This is a genomic window from Micrococcus sp. 093350064-1 (assembly GCF_053627955.1).
In genome coordinates, this window is the sequence record NZ_JBSEYU010000001.1 from 118,114 (window position 1) to 133,569 (window position 15,456).

Genomic DNA, 15,456 nt, shown 5'->3' on the forward strand with positions numbered 1-15,456 from the left:
CTATACCGCGCGGGCCGCCTCAGTCCTCGGACGACGCCGCGTCCTCCGCCCCCGAGGGGGCCAGCCGGTTGCCGAGCAGACGCCGCAGCGAGGCCAGGCGTGCCGCTCCCGAGGGGCCGGCGTGGCCCGCGGCCACCCATGCGTCCAGGCCGCAGCCGGGGGAGTCGGCGGTGTGGGTGCAGCCGCGCGGGCAGTCCGCCAGCCCGCCGGCGAGGTCGTCGAACGCCTCCACCACGCGGTCCGGCTCGACCCAGCCCAGCCCGAAGGACCGGATGCCGGGGGTGTCCACCACCCAGGTGTCCGGCAGGGGGGCGCCGTCGTCGCCCGTCAGCGGCAGTGCGAGCGCGGACGAGGAGGTGTGCCGGCCCCGGCCGGTGACGGCGTTGACGTGGCCGGTGGCCCGTTCCGCGCCGGTGAGCGCGTTCAGCAGCGTGGACTTGCCGACGCCGGAGGGCCCCACGAACGCGCTCGTGTGCCCGATCAGCCGCTCGGCCACCCGGGCCACGAGCGAGGCGTCCAGGGCGGTGTCCCCGGTCTCGGCCTCGAAGGTCGCCGCACCGGAGGTCATCACCTCCAGGTCCAGGGCCTCGTAGTGCGCCACCAGCGCGGCCGGATCACGCAGGTCGGTCTTCGTGATGAGCAGCACCGGGTGGATGCCGGCGTCGTAGCAGGCGACCAGGGCGCGGTCGATGAAGCCGGTCCGGGGCTCCGGATTGGCCGCGGCCACCATGATCACCAGCAGGTCGGCGTTGGCCACCACCACCCGCTCGACCTCGTCCGAGTCGTCCGCCGACCGGCGCAGGACCGTGCTGCGCTCCTCGACACGGACGATGCGTGCGAGCGTGCCCTCGTCCCCGGAGAGGTCCCCGACGACGGCCACCCGGTCGCCCGTGGCGATCGGCGTGCGGCGCAGCTCGCGGGCGCGCATCGCCGTGATCCGCTCGTCCAGGCGATCCGGCAGCACCACGGCGTACCGGCCGCGGTCCACCGTGGTGACCATGCCGACCTGCGCATCCTCGTGCTTGGGCCGCTCCTTGGTGCGCGGGCGGGTGCCGCGTTTGGACGGGCGCACCCGGACATCGGACTCGTCCCACGCGGAGGGATCGAGGCGCCGGGCCATCAGCGGGCCTCCTCGGCCGCATCGCCGGGTGCCACGAGCGCGGTCCACAGTGCGGGGAAGTCCGGCATCGTCTTCGCGGTGGTCGCCACGTCCACGATGCCGGTCCCCGGCACGCGCAGGCCGACGACGGCGGCGAAGGTCGCCATCCGGTGGTCGTGGTAGGTCTCGAGGGCGGCGGGCGACAGCGGCCCCGACGCGTCCGTCCCCGGGAAGCCGAGCGACGTCTCGTCCTCGTCCACGGTGATCCCCAGGCGGGCGGCCTCGGCGGTGAGCGCGGCGAGCCGGTCCGTCTCATGGCCCCGCAGATGGCCGATCCCCGTCAGGCGGGTGGGCCCGGAGGCCAGCAGGGCGAGCGCGGCCGCGGTGGGGGCGAGCTCGGCCGTGTCCGCGATCTCACCGGCGCCGGTGATGCGGGGCGCGCCGTCGTCGTGGACCGCCCCCGTCACCGTGAGCCGGCCGCGGGAGCGGTCCGTGCGGTCGACCGTGAGGGCCACGCTCGCCCCGAACTGCGGCAGGATCCGCCGCCAGCGGTCGCCGATCTGCGTCGTGCGGGTGGGCCAGTCCGGCACCGTCACGGAGCCGCCCGTGGCCACGGCGGCGGCCAGGAAGGGGCCTGCGTTGGACAGGTCCGGCTCGACGGTCGCCTCGTGTGCCGGGATGCGCCCCGGGGCCACGGTCCACGCCCCGGGACCCGTCTCGGCGACGTCCACCCCGAGCGCGCGCAGCACCCCGACGGTCATCGCGACGTGCTCCGGACTCGGCACGGTCTGCCCGGTGTGCCGCAGCCGGAGGCCGCGCGGCATCCCCGCGGCCGCCAGCAGCGCGGCGGACAGGAACTGGGAGGAGCCGGAGGCGTCGACCGCGACCTCCGGCACGTCGCCGTCGGGGGCCACCGTGGCCGCGTCCGCGCGGGTCGTCATCGTGAAGGGCAGGCGACCGGGCTCGCCCTCCTCGTTGACGGCCACCCCGAGCTGGCGCAGCGCGTCCAGGACCGGGGCCATCGGGCGCAGGCGCGCGCCGGCGTCGCCGTCGAAGCGGACCCGGCCGGGCCGCAGCGCGGCGACGAACGGGACGAAGCGCATGACCGTCCCCGCCAGTCCGCAGTCCACGGCGACATCCCCGGCCAGCGGCTCGCCGACCGGCATCGGATGCACCCGCAGTCCGCCGTCGGACAGGGGCTCGAACCGGGCCCCGAGCGCTGTGAGCGCCGTGCGCATCAATGCCGTGTCCCGCGACTCGAGGACGCCGTGCAGGACGCACGGACCGTCGGCGAGCGCGGCGAGCACGAGATGCCGGTTCGTCAGCGACTTCGATCCCGGCAGCCGCACCTCTCCGCGCACCGGGCCGCGCGCCACGGGCGCGGGCCAGGTCTCGGCGGCGTCGGGACGGGGGGCGGGGGAGTGCGCGGCGGCACGCGTGGGGCGGGTCACCGGACCAGCCTATCCGGCGGCTGTCGGCCGGGGTCGGCCTGTCGCGGGGGAATACCTGGAACGCTCCTGGCGCTCCACTGGACGACCCCGTACCCGTGTCGGCGCACCGGTCCCGCTCGCCGCGGACCGCAGCCGGAGAGGAGCCCCGCATGAGCGCCGCCCTGCTGACGCATCCCTCCCGGACCGTAGACTGGCCCGCGATGAGCACTGACAACAGCCGGCCGGAATTCGCCCGGCCCGAGGACGCCCCCGAGCACGACCGCGCCGACATCGACGTCGCCGCCGAGTCCGAACAGCAGCGCCGTGCCCGGTTCGAGCGTGACGCCCTCGAGTTCGTGGACCAGTTGTACTCCGCTGCGCTGCGCATGACGCGCAACCCGCAGGACGCCGAGGACCTGGTCCAGGAGGCGTACACGAAGGCCTACTCCTCGTTCCACCAGTACCGGCCCGGCACCAACCTCAAGGCCTGGCTCTACCGGATCCTCACGAACACGTACATCAACCTCTACCGCAAGCGGCAGCGCCAGCCCCTCGAGGCGGACAACCCTGAGGTGGAGGACTGGCAGATGGCCCGGGCCGCCGAGCACACCTCCGGTGGCCTGCGCTCGGCCGAGACGGAGGCCCTCGACCGGCTGCCCGACTCCCAGGTGAAGGACGCCCTGCAGGCGATCCCGGAGGAGTTCCGGCTCGCCGTCTACTTCGCGGACGTGGAGGGCTTCGCCTACAAGGAGATCGCCGAGATCCTCGACGTGCCGATCGGCACCGTCATGTCGCGGCTGCACCGCGGCCGCAAGCAGCTGCGCGAGCGCCTCGCGGACTACGCGGCCGCGCGCGGCATCAAGGCCCAGCCGAAGAAGAAGACCGGGCGCGGCGGCACGAAGCAGACCGAGACGAGCACGAAGGAGGCCACGCGATGACCGCGGACCAGCACGGCCATGAGTGCCGCGACGCCCAGGACGCCTCCCTGGAGCGGCTGTACCAGTACCTGGACGGCGCCCTGACGCCCGAGGACATCGAGCAGGTGCGCGCCCACGTGGCGGAGTGTCCGGACTGCCGGCACCAGAAGGAGCTCGAAGAGCTCATCCGCTCGGCGGTGCGTCGGTGCTGCCAGGAGAAGGCGCCCGCGCAGCTGCGGGCCACCATCATGACCCGCATCACCCAGATCTCGACGACGACCGTCACCTGGGGCTGACACCGCGACATGCGGACCCGTGGGCACCCGATCGGGCGCCCCGACGATGACGAAGGGCCGTCCCCTGAGGGGACGGCCCTTCGTGGTCTGCGGTCGCCGGGTGGCACCCGGCCGGTCCGCGACGCCGATCAGCGGATCAGGCGTTGGGACGCTTGCCGTGGTTGGCGCCGTTCCTGCGGCGGTCGCGACGCTTGCGTGCACGCTTGCTCATGACGTCTCCCTTCAACGAGTCGGTCGGTGGTCCATTCTGTCACATCAGGCCGTGGGCTCAGGCAGACCGAGCCACTGGTACCAGCCCCGGTGCAGCACGAGCCACGCGATGAGCCCGTGGCCCGCCTGGCCCGGCCGGCCCTGGCCGGAGGCGAGGTCCGCGCGCCACTGCTCGTGTCCCACCAGCGGGGTGAACGTGTCCACGTACACGTGGTTGCGCCGGTCGGCCACATCCAGGTAGGCGGCGTTGAGCTCGGCGAGCCGGGCGTTGCGCTGCTCGTCCAGGGTGGGCGTGGGGCCCACCACGAGCACCGGGATGTTCCGCTGCGAGGCGGTGTCCAGGACGTTGGCCAGGTTCAGCCGCGAGCGGGCGGTCGAGGTGGCCTCCAGGTCCAGGTCCGCGTCGGACAGGGCCACGACGAGGCGGTTCTCCGTCTCCTCGGAGAAGCGCCGCGAGGCCTCGCCCCACCAGCGCTCGTTGAGGTCCTCGGTGGTCTCGTGCGGCACGGCCAACACGTAGTTCTCCAGCTCCACGTCGGGGGCCTGGGTGCGGGCGAGCACGCGGCCCCACCAGCCGATGGCGCGAGCGTCGCCCGCACCGGCCAGCAGATGGTCGCCGACGGCGGCGATCCGGATCCGGCGGTTGTGCACAGTGTGTCCTTTCGTCGGCCGATCCGGCGCCGCCGCCGCACCGGAGGGTGCGGCGGCGGCGCAGGGTCGGTCCGGGTCAGCGGCCGAAGGCGGCGTCCAGCAGCGTGCTGAGCTCCTGGTCGTGGCGGCCCTTGGTGCCCGCGGAGGTCGCGGCCGAGGCCGGGCGGGACACGAGGGTCACGGGGACGTCGAGCTGCGGCACGAGGTTCAGCGCCATGAACGGCCACGGGCCCTGGTTCGCGGGCTCGTCCTGCACCCACGCGACGTCGGCGTCCGGGTAGGCGCGGAGCGCCGTGCGGATCTCGTCGAGCGGCAGCGGGTAGAGCTGCTCCACCCGCACGATCGCGGTGGACGTGTCACCGGACTTCTCGCGGCGGGCGAGCAGGTCGTAGTACAGCCGGCCGGAGACCAGCACCACGCGCGTGACGTCCTTGGCGTCCACCCCGGCGTCCGGGATGACCGGCTGGAAGCGGCCCTCGGTGAAGTCCTCCACCGAGTTCGCGGCGGCCTTGAGGCGCAGCAGCTGCTTCGGGGTGAACACGATGAGGGGCCGGCGCGGGCGGGCGTAGGCCTGCTCGCGCAGCACGTGGAAGTGGTTGGCGCCCGTGGAGGGGTTGACCACGCGCATGTTGTCCTCGGCACACATCTGCAGGAACCGCTCGATGCGGGCGGAGGAGTGGTCCGGTCCCTGCCCCTCGTAGCCGTGGGGGAGGAGCAGGACCACGGACGAGGTCTGCGACCACTTCTGATCGGCCGAGGAGATGAACTCGTCGATGATCGTCTGCGCGCCGTTCACGAAGTCGCCGAACTGGGCCTCCCACAGCACGAGGGCGTCGGAGCGCTCCACGGAGTAGCCGTACTCGAAGCCGAGGGCGGCGTACTCGGACAGCAGCGAGTTGTAGACCCAGAACTTCGCCTGGTCCTCGGAGAGGTGCTTCAGCGGCGCCCACGTCTCGTCGGTGATCCGGTCGTGGAACACCGAGTGGCGCTGCGTGAAGGTGCCGCGCTGGGAGTCCTGGCCCGATAGGCGGACCGGCACGCCCTCCATGAGCAGTGAGCCGAAGGCCGCCAGCTCGGCGAAGCCCCAGTCGATGCCGCCGTCGACGGCCATCTTGGCGCGGCGCTCGAGCAGGGCCGCGAGCTTCGGGTGGACCGTGAAGCCCTCGGGCACGTCGATGTGCGCCTGCCCGATGGCCCGCAGCGTCTCGGCCGAGATGGCCGTGGACGCCGGCGCCTCCGGGGCCGCGTCCCGGTCCTCAGCCGGGCGGAGGCCCTCCCCGCCGGAGGCGGGCGCGTCCTCGTGGGTCTCCGCGAAGACCCGCTCCAGCTGCTGCTGGTAGTCCTTCAGGGCGCTGTCCGCCTCCTCCTGCGTGATGTCGCCGCGGCCCACGAGGGACTCGACGTACAGCTTGCGGGTGGAGCGCTTCTGCTCGATGAGGTTGTACATGCGCGGCTGCGTCATCGACGGGTCGTCGCCCTCGTTGTGGCCGCGGCGGCGGTAGCAGACGAGGTCGATGACGACGTCCTTGTTGAACCGCTGGCGGTACTCGAAGGCGAGCTGGGCCACGTGCACCACGGACTCCGGCTCGTCGCCGTTGACGTGGAAGATCGGGGCCTGGATGGTCTTGGCCACGTCGGTGGAGTACACCGCGGAGCGCGCCTGGGTCGGCGGCGTGGTGAAGCCCACCTGGTTGTTCACGATCACGTGGATCGTGCCGCCGGTGCGGTAGCCGGGCAGCTGCGAGAGCTGCAGGACCTCGGTCACGACGCCCTGGCCCGCGAAGGCCGCGTCGCCGTGCACGAGGATCGGCAGCACGGAGAAGGAGTCCGGGCGCTGGCCACCCAGATCGAGGCGGTCCTGCTTGGCGCGCACGACGCCCTCGAGGACCGGGTCCACAGCCTCCAGATGCGAGGGGTTCGCGGCGAGATACACGCGGGTGCTGTTGCCGGCGTCGGACACGAAGGTGCCCTCGGTGCCCATGTGGTACTTCACGTCGCCCGAGCCCGAGGCGCCGCCCGGGGTGGCCCCCTCGAACTCGCGGAAGACCTGGCTGTAGGTCTTGCCGGCGATGTTGGTGAGCACGTTCAGGCGACCGCGGTGCGCCATGCCGATGGCGACCTCGTCCAGTCCGGCGTCGGCGGCGTCGCCGAGGATGCCGTCCAGCAGCGGGATGAGGGACTCGCCGCCCTCCAGGGAGAAGCGCTTCTGGCCGATGTACTTGGTCTGCAGGAACGTCTCGAACGCCTCCGCGGCGTTGAGGCGGCCCAGGATGCGCAGCTGCTCCTCGCGGGTGGGCTTGGCGTACGGCTGCTCGAGCTTCTCCTGCAACCAGGCGCGCTCGGCCGGGTCCTGGATGTGCATGTACTCGACGCCGATGGCGCGGCAGTACGCGTCACGCAGCACGCCGAGGATCTTGCGCAGGGTCAGGCTGCTCGCCCCGCCGAAGCCGCCGGTGGGCCACTCGCGGTCCAGGTCCCACAGGGTGAGCCCGTGCTCGCGGATGTCGAGGTCCGGGTGGTAGGCCATCGAGTACTCGAGCGGGTCCACGTTGGCCAGCAGGTGGCCGCGGTCCCGGTATGCGTGGATGAGCTGCTGGATGCGGGCGACCTTGCCGACCTGCTCCTCCGGGTTCACCTGCACGTCCTGGGCCCAGCGGACGGGCTCGTAGGGGATGCGCAGGGAGTGGAAGACCTCGTCGTAGAAGCCGTCCTCGCCCAGCAGGAGGCCGTGCACGATCTTCAGGAACTCGCCCGAGCCGGCGCCCTGGATCACGCGGTGGTCGTACGTGGAGGTGAGGGTGATCGTCTTGGAGATCGCCAGGTCGTGCAGCGTGGACTCGGCGGCGCCCTGGAAGGCGGCCGGATAGGTCAGCGCGCCGACGCCGATGATGGCGGCCTGGCCCTGGGACAGGCGGGGCACCGAGTGCACGGTGCCGATGCCGCCCGGGTTGGTCAGGGAGACCGTGGTGCCGGCGTAGTCGTCCATCGTCAGCTTGTTCTTGCGGGCGCGCTGGACGAGGTCGTCGTACGCCTTCCAGAAGCCGCGGAAGTCGAGGGTCTCGGCGGCCTTCACGTTCGGGACCACGAGCGCGCGGGTGCCGTCCGGGCGGGGCAGGTCGATGGCCAGGCCGAAGTTCACGTGGGCCGGCTCCACCATGGTGGGCTTGCCGTCGCGCTCCTCGTAGGTCACGTTCATCGAGGGCATGGCCGCGAGCGCGCGGACCACGGCGTAGCCGATGAGGTGGGTGAAGGAGACCTTGCCGCCGCGGGTGCGGGCCAGGTGGCTGTTGATGACCACGCGGTTGTCGATCAGCACCTTGGCCGGCAGGTCGCGCACGGTGGTGGCGGTGGGCATGGATAGGGAGGCGTCCATGTTCGTGGCCACGGCCTTGGCCATGCCCTTGAGGACGGTGGCCTTCTCCTGCTTCTCGTCCGCGGTGGTGGTGGCGGTGTCGGCGGGCTCGGAGGGCACGGCCTGGGCCGCCGGGGTCTTCTTGGGCTTGGGGCCGGTGCTGACCGAGGTCTCCTTGGGCTGCGCACCCCGGGCCGGGGCGGTCGCCGCCTTCGGCTCGGTCACCTTGGCGGTGGCCTTCGGCTCGGCCTTGGCGGCGGTCTTCGGCTCGGTCTTGGCGGCGGCCTTCGGCTCGGCCTCGGCGGCGGGGGCGCTGGCCTCGAGACGGGCGAAGATCTGTGCCCACTGCCGGTCCACGGAACCGGAGTCCTCGCGGTACTTCCGGTAGATCTCGGCCACCAGCCGTTCGTTCCCCGGGAACTCCTGTGCGAGCCGGTCCGACGTGAGTTCTGGCACTGTGTAACGCCTCTTCCTGAGCCTTGGGATGCGATGTGCTGCGCCGGGCCACCCGCGCGGCGCGCGTGGGGCCGGGAACGCCTCGAGACATCATAGTTCTTCGACGCCCCCGGTCGGAATGCCGCGGCCTCGGCTCGACTCCGCTCCCGGCGGACGCGCGGGGGCCTCACGGCGTCCGCCTCGTCTGGGAGACTGACGCCATGCGCTTCCTCACCGACCCGGCCGTCGACCTGACGTACAACGACGTCTTCCTCGTGCCCTCACACTCGGACGTCGCCAGTCGCATGGACGTGGACATCGCCCCGGATGACGGCACGGGCGCCACCATCCCCCTGGTCTCCGCCAACATGACCGCCGTCACCGGGCGCCGGATGGTCGAGACCATGGCCCGGCGCGGCGGTCTCGGGATCCTGCCGCAGGACATCCCGGCGGACGTGATCCGGGACGTCGTGCGTCGGGTGAAGGCGGCCCACCCCGTGGCGGACACCGCCCTGACCGTCGGCCCGCAGGACACGGTGCTGGACCTGCTCCACCTCGTGGACCGCCGCAACCACGGGGCCGTCTGCGTGGTGGACGCGCACGGCGGGCTGCTCGGCGTGGTCCGCCCCCAGGACTGCGAGGACGTGGACCGCTTCACCTCGGCCGCCTCCGTCATGCACCCTCCGGTGGTGACCCTCACGCTCGCCGAGCTCGGCGGCACGGACGGCGCCCCGGACAAGGACGCGCTGCGGGCGGCCTTCGAGCGCCTGCACGCCGCGCACCAGGAGATGGCCCCCGTCGTGGACCCGGCGGTGGGCACCGCCGCCCCCGTGCTGCGCGGGGTCGTCACCGCGGCGGGCCTGCTGCGCTCGTCCTTGTTCACGCCCGGTCTCGACGACGACGGACGGCTCCGCGTCGGCGCCGCCGTCGGCATCAACGGGGCGGTGGGGGAGAAGGCCGCCGTCCTGGTCGAGGCCGGCGTCGACGTGCTCGTCGTGGACACCGCGCACGGTCATCAGCGGACCATGCTGGACGCGCTCGCCGCCGTGCGGGCCCTCGACCCCGGCGTGCCCGTGGTGGCCGGCAACGTCGTCTCCGGCGACGGCGTCCGGGACCTGGTCGCGGCCGGCGCGGACATCGTCAAGGTGGGCGTGGGACCGGGCGCGATGTGCACCACGCGCATGCAGACCGCGGTGGGCCGGCCCCAGTTCTCGGCGGTCCTGGAGTGCGCCGCCGCGGCCCGCGAGCTCGGGGCACGCGTGTGGGCGGACGGCGGGGTGAAGCACCCGCGGGACGTGGCGCTCGCGCTGGCCGCCGGAGCCAGCTCGGTGATGATCGGCTCGTGGTTCGCGGGGACGCTCGAGTCTCCGGGCGACCTCGTGCACGGTCCGGACGGTCGGCGGTACAAGGAGAGCTTCGGCATGGCCTCGGCCCGCGCGGTCCAGCACCGCACCCGCCACGAGGACGCCTTCACCAAGGCCCGCAAGGCGATGTTCGAGGAGGGCATCTCCTCCTCGCGCATGTACGTGGACCCGCGCCGCCCCTCGGTGGAGGACCTGCTGGACACCATCACGTCCGGTGTGCGCTCGTCGCTGACCTACGCCGGCGCCCACGACCTGGCGGAGTTCCGTGAGCGCGCCGTCGTCGGCCTGCAGTCCGCGGCGGGCTACGAGGAGGGCCGGCCGGTCGCCTCGTCGTGGTGAGGCGGCCGCATGCCCCTGCTCGTTCCGCCGGGGCCTGACGCCCCTATACTGGGCGGACTATGGATCACCCTGACACCTGTGTGCCAGACCGCTCGTCCGCCCACGCGGACGCGGCCGGATCGGAGCCTTCCAGTCCCGGTGCCCCGCACCGCCGCCCGGCCCGCCGTCGAGGGGGTGAGGTCGGGTGGAGTGGCTCCTGCTGATCCTCGGCCTGGCCCTGATCGTGGGCACCGGGTTCTTCGTGGCCGTCGAGTTCGCCATGATCGCGATCGACGTGCCCACCGTGCAGCGCATGGTGGACGCGGGTGACCGCGGCGCCGAGCCCCTGCTGCGCTGTCTCAAGTCACTCTCGACCCAGCTCTCCGCGTGCCAGCTGGGCATCACTCTGACCACACTGCTCACCGGCTACGTGATGGACCCGGCGATCAGCCGGCTCATCGACCCGCTGCTGCTCCAGGTGGGGCTGCCGGCCGGCGTGGTGGGCACCGTCTCGCTCGTCGTCGCGATGGTCGTGGCGACCCTGCTCTCGATGCTCCTCGGCGAGCTGATCCCCAAGAACATGTCCATCGCCGAGCCCATGGCGATCGGCCGCGCACTCGCCCGGCCCCAGCTCGTGTTCAGCACCGTGTTCAAGCCGGCGATCCTGGTCCTGAACGGGTTCTCCAACGGCGTGCTGGCCCGCGTGGGCATCGAGGCCAAGGAGGAGATCTCCGGCGCCCGCAGCCCCGAGGAGCTCTCCTCGCTGGTCCGCCGCTCGGCCCAGCTGGGCACGCTCGACGCGCAGACCGCCACGTTCCTGGACCGGACGCTGCGCTTCGCGGACCGCACCGCCGCGGACGTGATGACCCCGCGCATCCGCGTGGAGACGGTGAGGGAGGACCAGGCTCTGCCCGAGGTCCTGGACCTGGCCCGCAGCACCGGCTACTCGCGGTTCCCCGTGATCGGCGACTCCTCGGACGACATCCGCGGCGTGGTGCACGTGAAGAAGGTCGTGGCCGTGCCGCGGGAGCGCCGCGCCGACCTCGAGGCCGGTGCACTGATGACGGAGGTCATCCGCGTGCCGGAGACCGTGCACCTGGACCAGCTGCTGGCCGAGCTGCGCGACGCGAACCTGCAGATGGCCGTCGTCGTGGACGAGTACGGGGGCACCGCAGGGGTGGTCACGCTCGAGGACGTGGTGGAGGAGATCGTCGGCGAGGTCGCGGACGAGCACGACCGCGTCACCCCGGGGGTCCTGCAGACGGCCTCCGGCCGCTGGTACTTCCCGGCGGAGCTGCGGCCCGACGAGGTGCGGACCCAGATCCCGGCCCTCGTGGTGCCGGAGGACGGTGCCTACGAGACCGTCGGCGGGTACATCCTGGCCCGACTGGGGCGCCTGGCGGAGGTCGGGGACGTGGTGGACGTGGACGGCGGTGTCCTGACGGTCGAGCGGATGGACGGCCGCCGCATCGAGCGCGTGCGCTTCGACCCGGCCGCTGAGGACGAGGAGACGCGCGCATGAACGGGGACGTCGTCGGACTGCTGTGGCTGGTGGTCCTGTTGGCCGCCAACGCCTTCTTCGTGGCGGGCGAGTTCGCCGTCATGGGCGCCCGCCGGGCGCAGATCGAGCCGCGGGCCGAGGCCGGCTCCCGCCAGGCCCAGGTGGCGCTCTACGCGATGGAGCACGTCTCCCAGATGCTGGCCGTCTGCCAGCTCGGCATCACGGTGTGCTCCCTGCTCATCCTCAACGTGTCCGAGCCGGCGCTGCACCACCTGCTCGTCGTCCCGATGGCCGCCCTCGGGGTCCCGTCCGCGGCGGCGGACGTGACCGCCTTCGTGCTCGCGCTGCTGGTGGTCACCTTCCTGCACGTGACCCTGGGCGAGATGGTGCCCAAGAACGCCGCCGTCTCGTTCGCGGACCGCGCCGTGATGCTGCTGGCCCAGCCGCTCGTGTGGCTCTCGAAGCTGCTGCATCCCGTCGTGGCCGCGCTGAACTGGACGGCCAACCTCGTGCTGCACGCCCTGCGCATCGAGCCGAAGGACGAGGTGGCCTCCTCCTACACGCTCGAGGAGGTGCAGTCGATCGTGGCCGAGTCCACCCGCTCGGGCACCCTGGAGGACGAGTCCGGCGTGCTGCACTCGGCCCTCGAGTTCTCGGACCACCGGGCCGGGGACGTGATGGTGCCGCTCGAGCGGGTCGTCACCGTCCCCGAGGGGATCACGCCGCACGACTTCGAGTGGACCGTGGGCCGCGTGGGCTTCTCCCGGTTCGTGGTCGAGGACCCCGACGGCGGCTACACCGGCTACCTGCACCTGAAGGACGTCCTCACCGTGGGCCCGTCGGGACACGACGAGCCGATCCCGCTCACGCGCGTGCGCTCGCTGGCCAACGTGCGGCTCGAGGACGAGGTCGAGGACGCACTCGCGCTCATGCAGCGCACGGGCTCCCACCTCGCCCGGGTCATCACGCCCGAGGGCGAGACCGCGGGCATCCTCTTCCTCGAGGACGTGCTCGAGGAGCTCGTCGGGGAGATCAACGACGTGACGCAGTCGCCACGTCGGTTCCGGCCCGCGTGAGCGTCGCGCGGGCGGCGCGGTGCTACTGTTGAGAACCGATTTCACACATCCTCCCGACACGAACGAGGTCGCCCCATGCTCCGCCGCCGTCGTCTGCCCGCCCTGACCGGGGCCCTCACCGCGCTCACCCTGAGCCTCGCCGCGTGCGGCGGGACCAGCGGCGACTCCGCGGGCGAGCAGGCCGCGGGCGCCTCTGCTGCCGCCGGGTCCGGCTCGGCCGCGGGCGCGCCCGTGGCCGTCGCCACGACGACGCAGCTCGGCTCCGTGCTCGACCGCGTGGTCGCGTGCGCCGACGCCCGCAGCGTCACGGTGATGGGCCCGGGGGATGATCCGCACGACTTCTCCGCCTCGTCCGCGCAGGTGAAGGACATGGTCTCCTCCGGCCTCGTGTTCTCCAACGGCCTCGGCCTCGAGGGCGGCATGGAGTCCGCCCTCGCCAACGCCGAGGCGGACGGCGCGACCGTCGTCGAGGTGGCGCCCCAGCTGGATCCGCTGCCCTTCGGCGGCCATGACCACGCCGAGGAGGGGGCGGGCCACGAGGGCCATGACCACGGGTCCGAGGACCCGCACGTCTGGATGGACGTCGCCCGCATGGCGAGGGCCGCCGAGCTGATGGGCGACACGCTCGCCCAGGAGCGGGGTGACGAGAGGTTCGCCGAGTGCGGCGCGACCGTGCGCGGGGAGCTCGAGCAGACGGACACGCAGGTCCGGGAGATCCTCGCCGGGGTCCCGGAGGACCGCCGCACGCTGGTCACGGACCACGACGCCTACGGCTACTTCAGCGAGGCCTACGACTTCACCGTGTCCGGCGTCGTCGTCCCGGGCGGCTCCACCGACGGCGAGCCCTCCTCCCAGGAGATCGCCGAGCTCGCCCGGTCCATCCGCGACGGCGGCGCAGACGCCGTGATCACGTCCGTGGGCGCGCGCAACAGCCTCGTGGACACCGTGGCCGAGGAGGCCGGCGACCTGCCGGTCATCGAGGTCTACGAGGGCGGCGTCGGCCCGAAGGACACCCCGGAGGCGGACTACGCCGAGGCCATGCTCCTCAACGCCCGCACCCTCGCCGACGCGCTGGAGGGCTGAGGATGGACTGGCTGCTCGAGTCCTTCCAGATGGGATTCCAGCAGCGCGCCCTCGTCGGCGGACTCATCGCCGTGGTGATGTGCTCGGTCGTGGGCACGTGGCTGGTGCTGCGCGGGATGAGCTTCTTCGGGGACGCGTTCGTGCACGGTGTCCTGCCGGGCATCGCCCTGGCGGTCGTCACCGGTGGCAGCCCCCACCTCGGTGCGGCGGTGGCCGCCGTCGTCATGATGGCGGGCATCTCGCTGGTGCACCGGGCCACCACCCTCAAGGAGGACACCGCCATCGGCCTGCTCTTCGTGGGGATGATGGCCCTGGGCGTGGTGATCATCTCCAAGTCGGACTCCTACACGGGATCGCTCACGTCGATCCTGTTCGGCGATGTGCTGGGGGTCAGCGTGGACGGCATCGTGACCCAGGCGGTCATCGCCGTCGTGGTGATCGCCCTGGCCCTGCTGCTCTACCGGCCCCTGCTGGCACTGAGCTTCTCCGAGGTCAAGGCGCGCTCGCTGGGCATGCGACCGGGGCTGACGCACACGCTGCTGCTGGTGATGATCGGCGCGGCCGTGATCGGTTCGTTCCAGGCGGTGGGCACGGTGCTCGTGTTCGGCCTCCTCGTGGGACCGCCCGCGACGGCGGCGCTGCTGACGCGCAGCGTCCCCCAGATGATGCTCGTCTCCGTCGTGATCGGCGCGGCGTGCGTCGTCACCGGGCTCACCCTCAGCTACCGGCTGGGCACGGCGGGTTCGGCCACCATGGCGCTCATGCCGATCCTGCTGTTCTTCGTCGTGCTCGCCGTCCGCGCCGCCGTGCTGGCGCTCCTGGGCCGGCACGTGCGCTCGCGCGCGCAGCGTGAGCAGGAGACGCCGGTCGTGGCCCTGCCCGGAGCGGAGGTCGCCCGATGAACGCGTCCTTCCCCGCGGGCGCCGCGGCGGCCACGCCTCCCCTCGCGGTCGCCCGGGCGCTCGAACTGCGCCACGGCTCGCACGTGGCCGTCCGGCCCTCCGACTTCACCCTGCCGGCCCGGCGGCTGATCGCGGTGATCGGGCCCAACGGCTCCGGCAAGTCCACGCTGCTGACCGCCCTGGCGGGCCTGAGCGACCCGGCCTCCGGTGCGCTGGAGGTGCTCGGCGAGAACCCGCGGCGGCGCTCGCAGCGCACCTCCTTCGTGATGCAGTCCATCGGCGTGCCCCAGGGAGTGCCGGTGACGGTGCGCGACGTCGTCGGGATGGGCCGGTACCCCACGCTCGGGTGGTTCCGCCCGTTCCGGAAGCAGGACCGGGACATCGTGCGGGCCGCCATGGAGCGCATGCAGGTCGCGGACCTGGCGCGGCGGCACCTCGACCAGCTCTCCGGCGGCCAGCGCCAGCGCGCCTACGTGGCCCAGGGCCTCGCCCAGGACCACGACGTGCTGCTGCTCGACGAGCCGATGACGGGCCTCGACATCGTCTCCGCCCGCACGATCGACGACCTCCTCCACGAGGAGCCGACGCGCGGGGTGTCCGTGGTCTACACGACCCACGATCTCGACGAGGCTGCGGAGGCGGACCATGTGGTCCTGATGGGCGGGCGTGTCGTGGCCTCCGGCCCGCCGCGGAACGTGCTCACGGTCGAGAACCTGGACATCGCCTACGGCCGGGGCGCCCTGCACGGGCCCTCCAAGGCAGTCGAGGACCCGGCGGACTTCCTGGACGACCCCGCGGGCGGCATCCGCCACTGACCGGGGC

The 15,456-nt window shown here is 72.7% G+C and carries 13 protein-coding genes; 8 read left to right on the forward strand and 5 right to left on the reverse strand.

Going from position 1 to position 15,456, the window contains the following annotated elements; translation table 11 throughout:
- Positions 1-19: 19 nt before the first annotated feature.
- Positions 20-1,120, reverse strand: coding sequence for a ribosome small subunit-dependent GTPase A (gene rsgA / locus ACUW6W_RS00560; protein ID WP_044659234.1), 1,101 nt, complete (start codon positions 1,118-1,120; stop codon positions 20-22).
- Positions 1,120-2,550: a 3-phosphoshikimate 1-carboxyvinyltransferase gene (aroA, locus tag ACUW6W_RS00565; protein ID WP_434783917.1), complete on the reverse strand. Its 1,431-nt coding sequence runs from the start codon at positions 2,548-2,550 to the stop codon at positions 1,120-1,122. The genes rsgA and aroA overlap by 1 nt, the downstream gene beginning before the upstream one ends.
- A gap of 200 nt (positions 2,551-2,750) precedes the next feature.
- Between aroA and ACUW6W_RS00570 the strand changes: the two genes are divergently transcribed.
- A complete protein-coding gene (locus ACUW6W_RS00570) occupies positions 2,751-3,467 on the forward strand; it encodes a sigma-70 family RNA polymerase sigma factor (protein ID WP_036314006.1) in 717 nt (238 codons plus the stop codon).
- A complete protein-coding gene (gene rsrA / locus ACUW6W_RS00575; RefSeq protein WP_036381745.1) occupies positions 3,464-3,742 on the forward strand; it encodes a mycothiol system anti-sigma-R factor in 279 nt (92 codons plus the stop codon). Before ACUW6W_RS00570 ends, rsrA begins: the two co-directional genes overlap by 4 nt.
- A 136-nt stretch (positions 3,743-3,878) precedes the next feature.
- Here rsrA and ACUW6W_RS00580 read toward each other — a convergent pair whose 3' ends face one another.
- The 3 genes from ACUW6W_RS00580 to ACUW6W_RS00590 all read right to left on the reverse strand — a co-directional run bounded on the left by ACUW6W_RS00580 (position 3,879) and on the right by ACUW6W_RS00590 (position 8,411).
- A complete protein-coding gene (locus tag ACUW6W_RS00580) occupies positions 3,879-3,953 on the reverse strand; it encodes a 50S ribosomal protein bL37 (protein ID WP_095346645.1) in 75 nt (24 codons plus the stop codon).
- A gap of 44 nt (positions 3,954-3,997) precedes the next feature.
- The gene (locus tag ACUW6W_RS00585) at positions 3,998-4,603 is read right to left on the reverse strand and encodes a GDSL-type esterase/lipase family protein (RefSeq protein ID WP_087113610.1); all 606 of its coding nucleotides are present in this window, start codon (positions 4,601-4,603) and stop codon (positions 3,998-4,000) included.
- 76 nt (positions 4,604-4,679) lie between these two features.
- On the reverse strand, positions 4,680-8,411 hold the full coding sequence (locus ACUW6W_RS00590) for a multifunctional oxoglutarate decarboxylase/oxoglutarate dehydrogenase thiamine pyrophosphate-binding subunit/dihydrolipoyllysine-residue succinyltransferase subunit (protein WP_454179619.1): 3,732 nt from the start codon (positions 8,409-8,411) through the stop codon (positions 4,680-4,682).
- A gap of 200 nt (positions 8,412-8,611) precedes the next feature.
- Here ACUW6W_RS00590 and guaB1 point away from each other — a divergent pair, with 200 nt between their 5' ends.
- The 6 genes from guaB1 to ACUW6W_RS00620 all read left to right on the forward strand — a co-directional run bounded on the left by guaB1 (position 8,612) and on the right by ACUW6W_RS00620 (position 15,449).
- Entirely contained in the window at positions 8,612-10,093 is a 1,482-nt protein-coding gene (gene guaB1 / locus ACUW6W_RS00595; RefSeq protein ID WP_049147194.1) for a GMP reductase, read from the forward strand.
- 184 nt (positions 10,094-10,277) lie between these two features.
- Positions 10,278-11,594: a hemolysin family protein gene (locus ACUW6W_RS00600; RefSeq protein WP_060974335.1), complete on the forward strand. Its 1,317-nt coding sequence runs from the start codon at positions 10,278-10,280 to the stop codon at positions 11,592-11,594.
- Positions 11,591-12,649: a hemolysin family protein gene (locus ACUW6W_RS00605; protein WP_041104317.1), complete on the forward strand. Its 1,059-nt coding sequence runs from the start codon at positions 11,591-11,593 to the stop codon at positions 12,647-12,649. Before ACUW6W_RS00600 ends, ACUW6W_RS00605 begins: the two co-directional genes overlap by 4 nt.
- 75 nt (positions 12,650-12,724) lie before the next feature.
- The gene (locus ACUW6W_RS00610; protein WP_041104319.1) at positions 12,725-13,732 is read left to right on the forward strand and encodes a metal ABC transporter substrate-binding protein; all 1,008 of its coding nucleotides are present in this window, start codon (positions 12,725-12,727) and stop codon (positions 13,730-13,732) included.
- Positions 13,733-13,734: 2 nt separating this feature from the next.
- Positions 13,735-14,634: a metal ABC transporter permease gene (locus ACUW6W_RS00615; protein ID WP_044659229.1), complete on the forward strand. Its 900-nt coding sequence runs from the start codon at positions 13,735-13,737 to the stop codon at positions 14,632-14,634.
- Positions 14,631-15,449 (forward strand): metal ABC transporter ATP-binding protein, encoded by an 819-nt coding sequence (locus ACUW6W_RS00620; protein ID WP_044659228.1) that lies wholly within the window; start codon positions 14,631-14,633, stop codon positions 15,447-15,449. The genes ACUW6W_RS00615 and ACUW6W_RS00620 overlap by 4 nt, the downstream gene beginning before the upstream one ends.
- Positions 15,450-15,456: the final 7 nt, after the last annotated feature.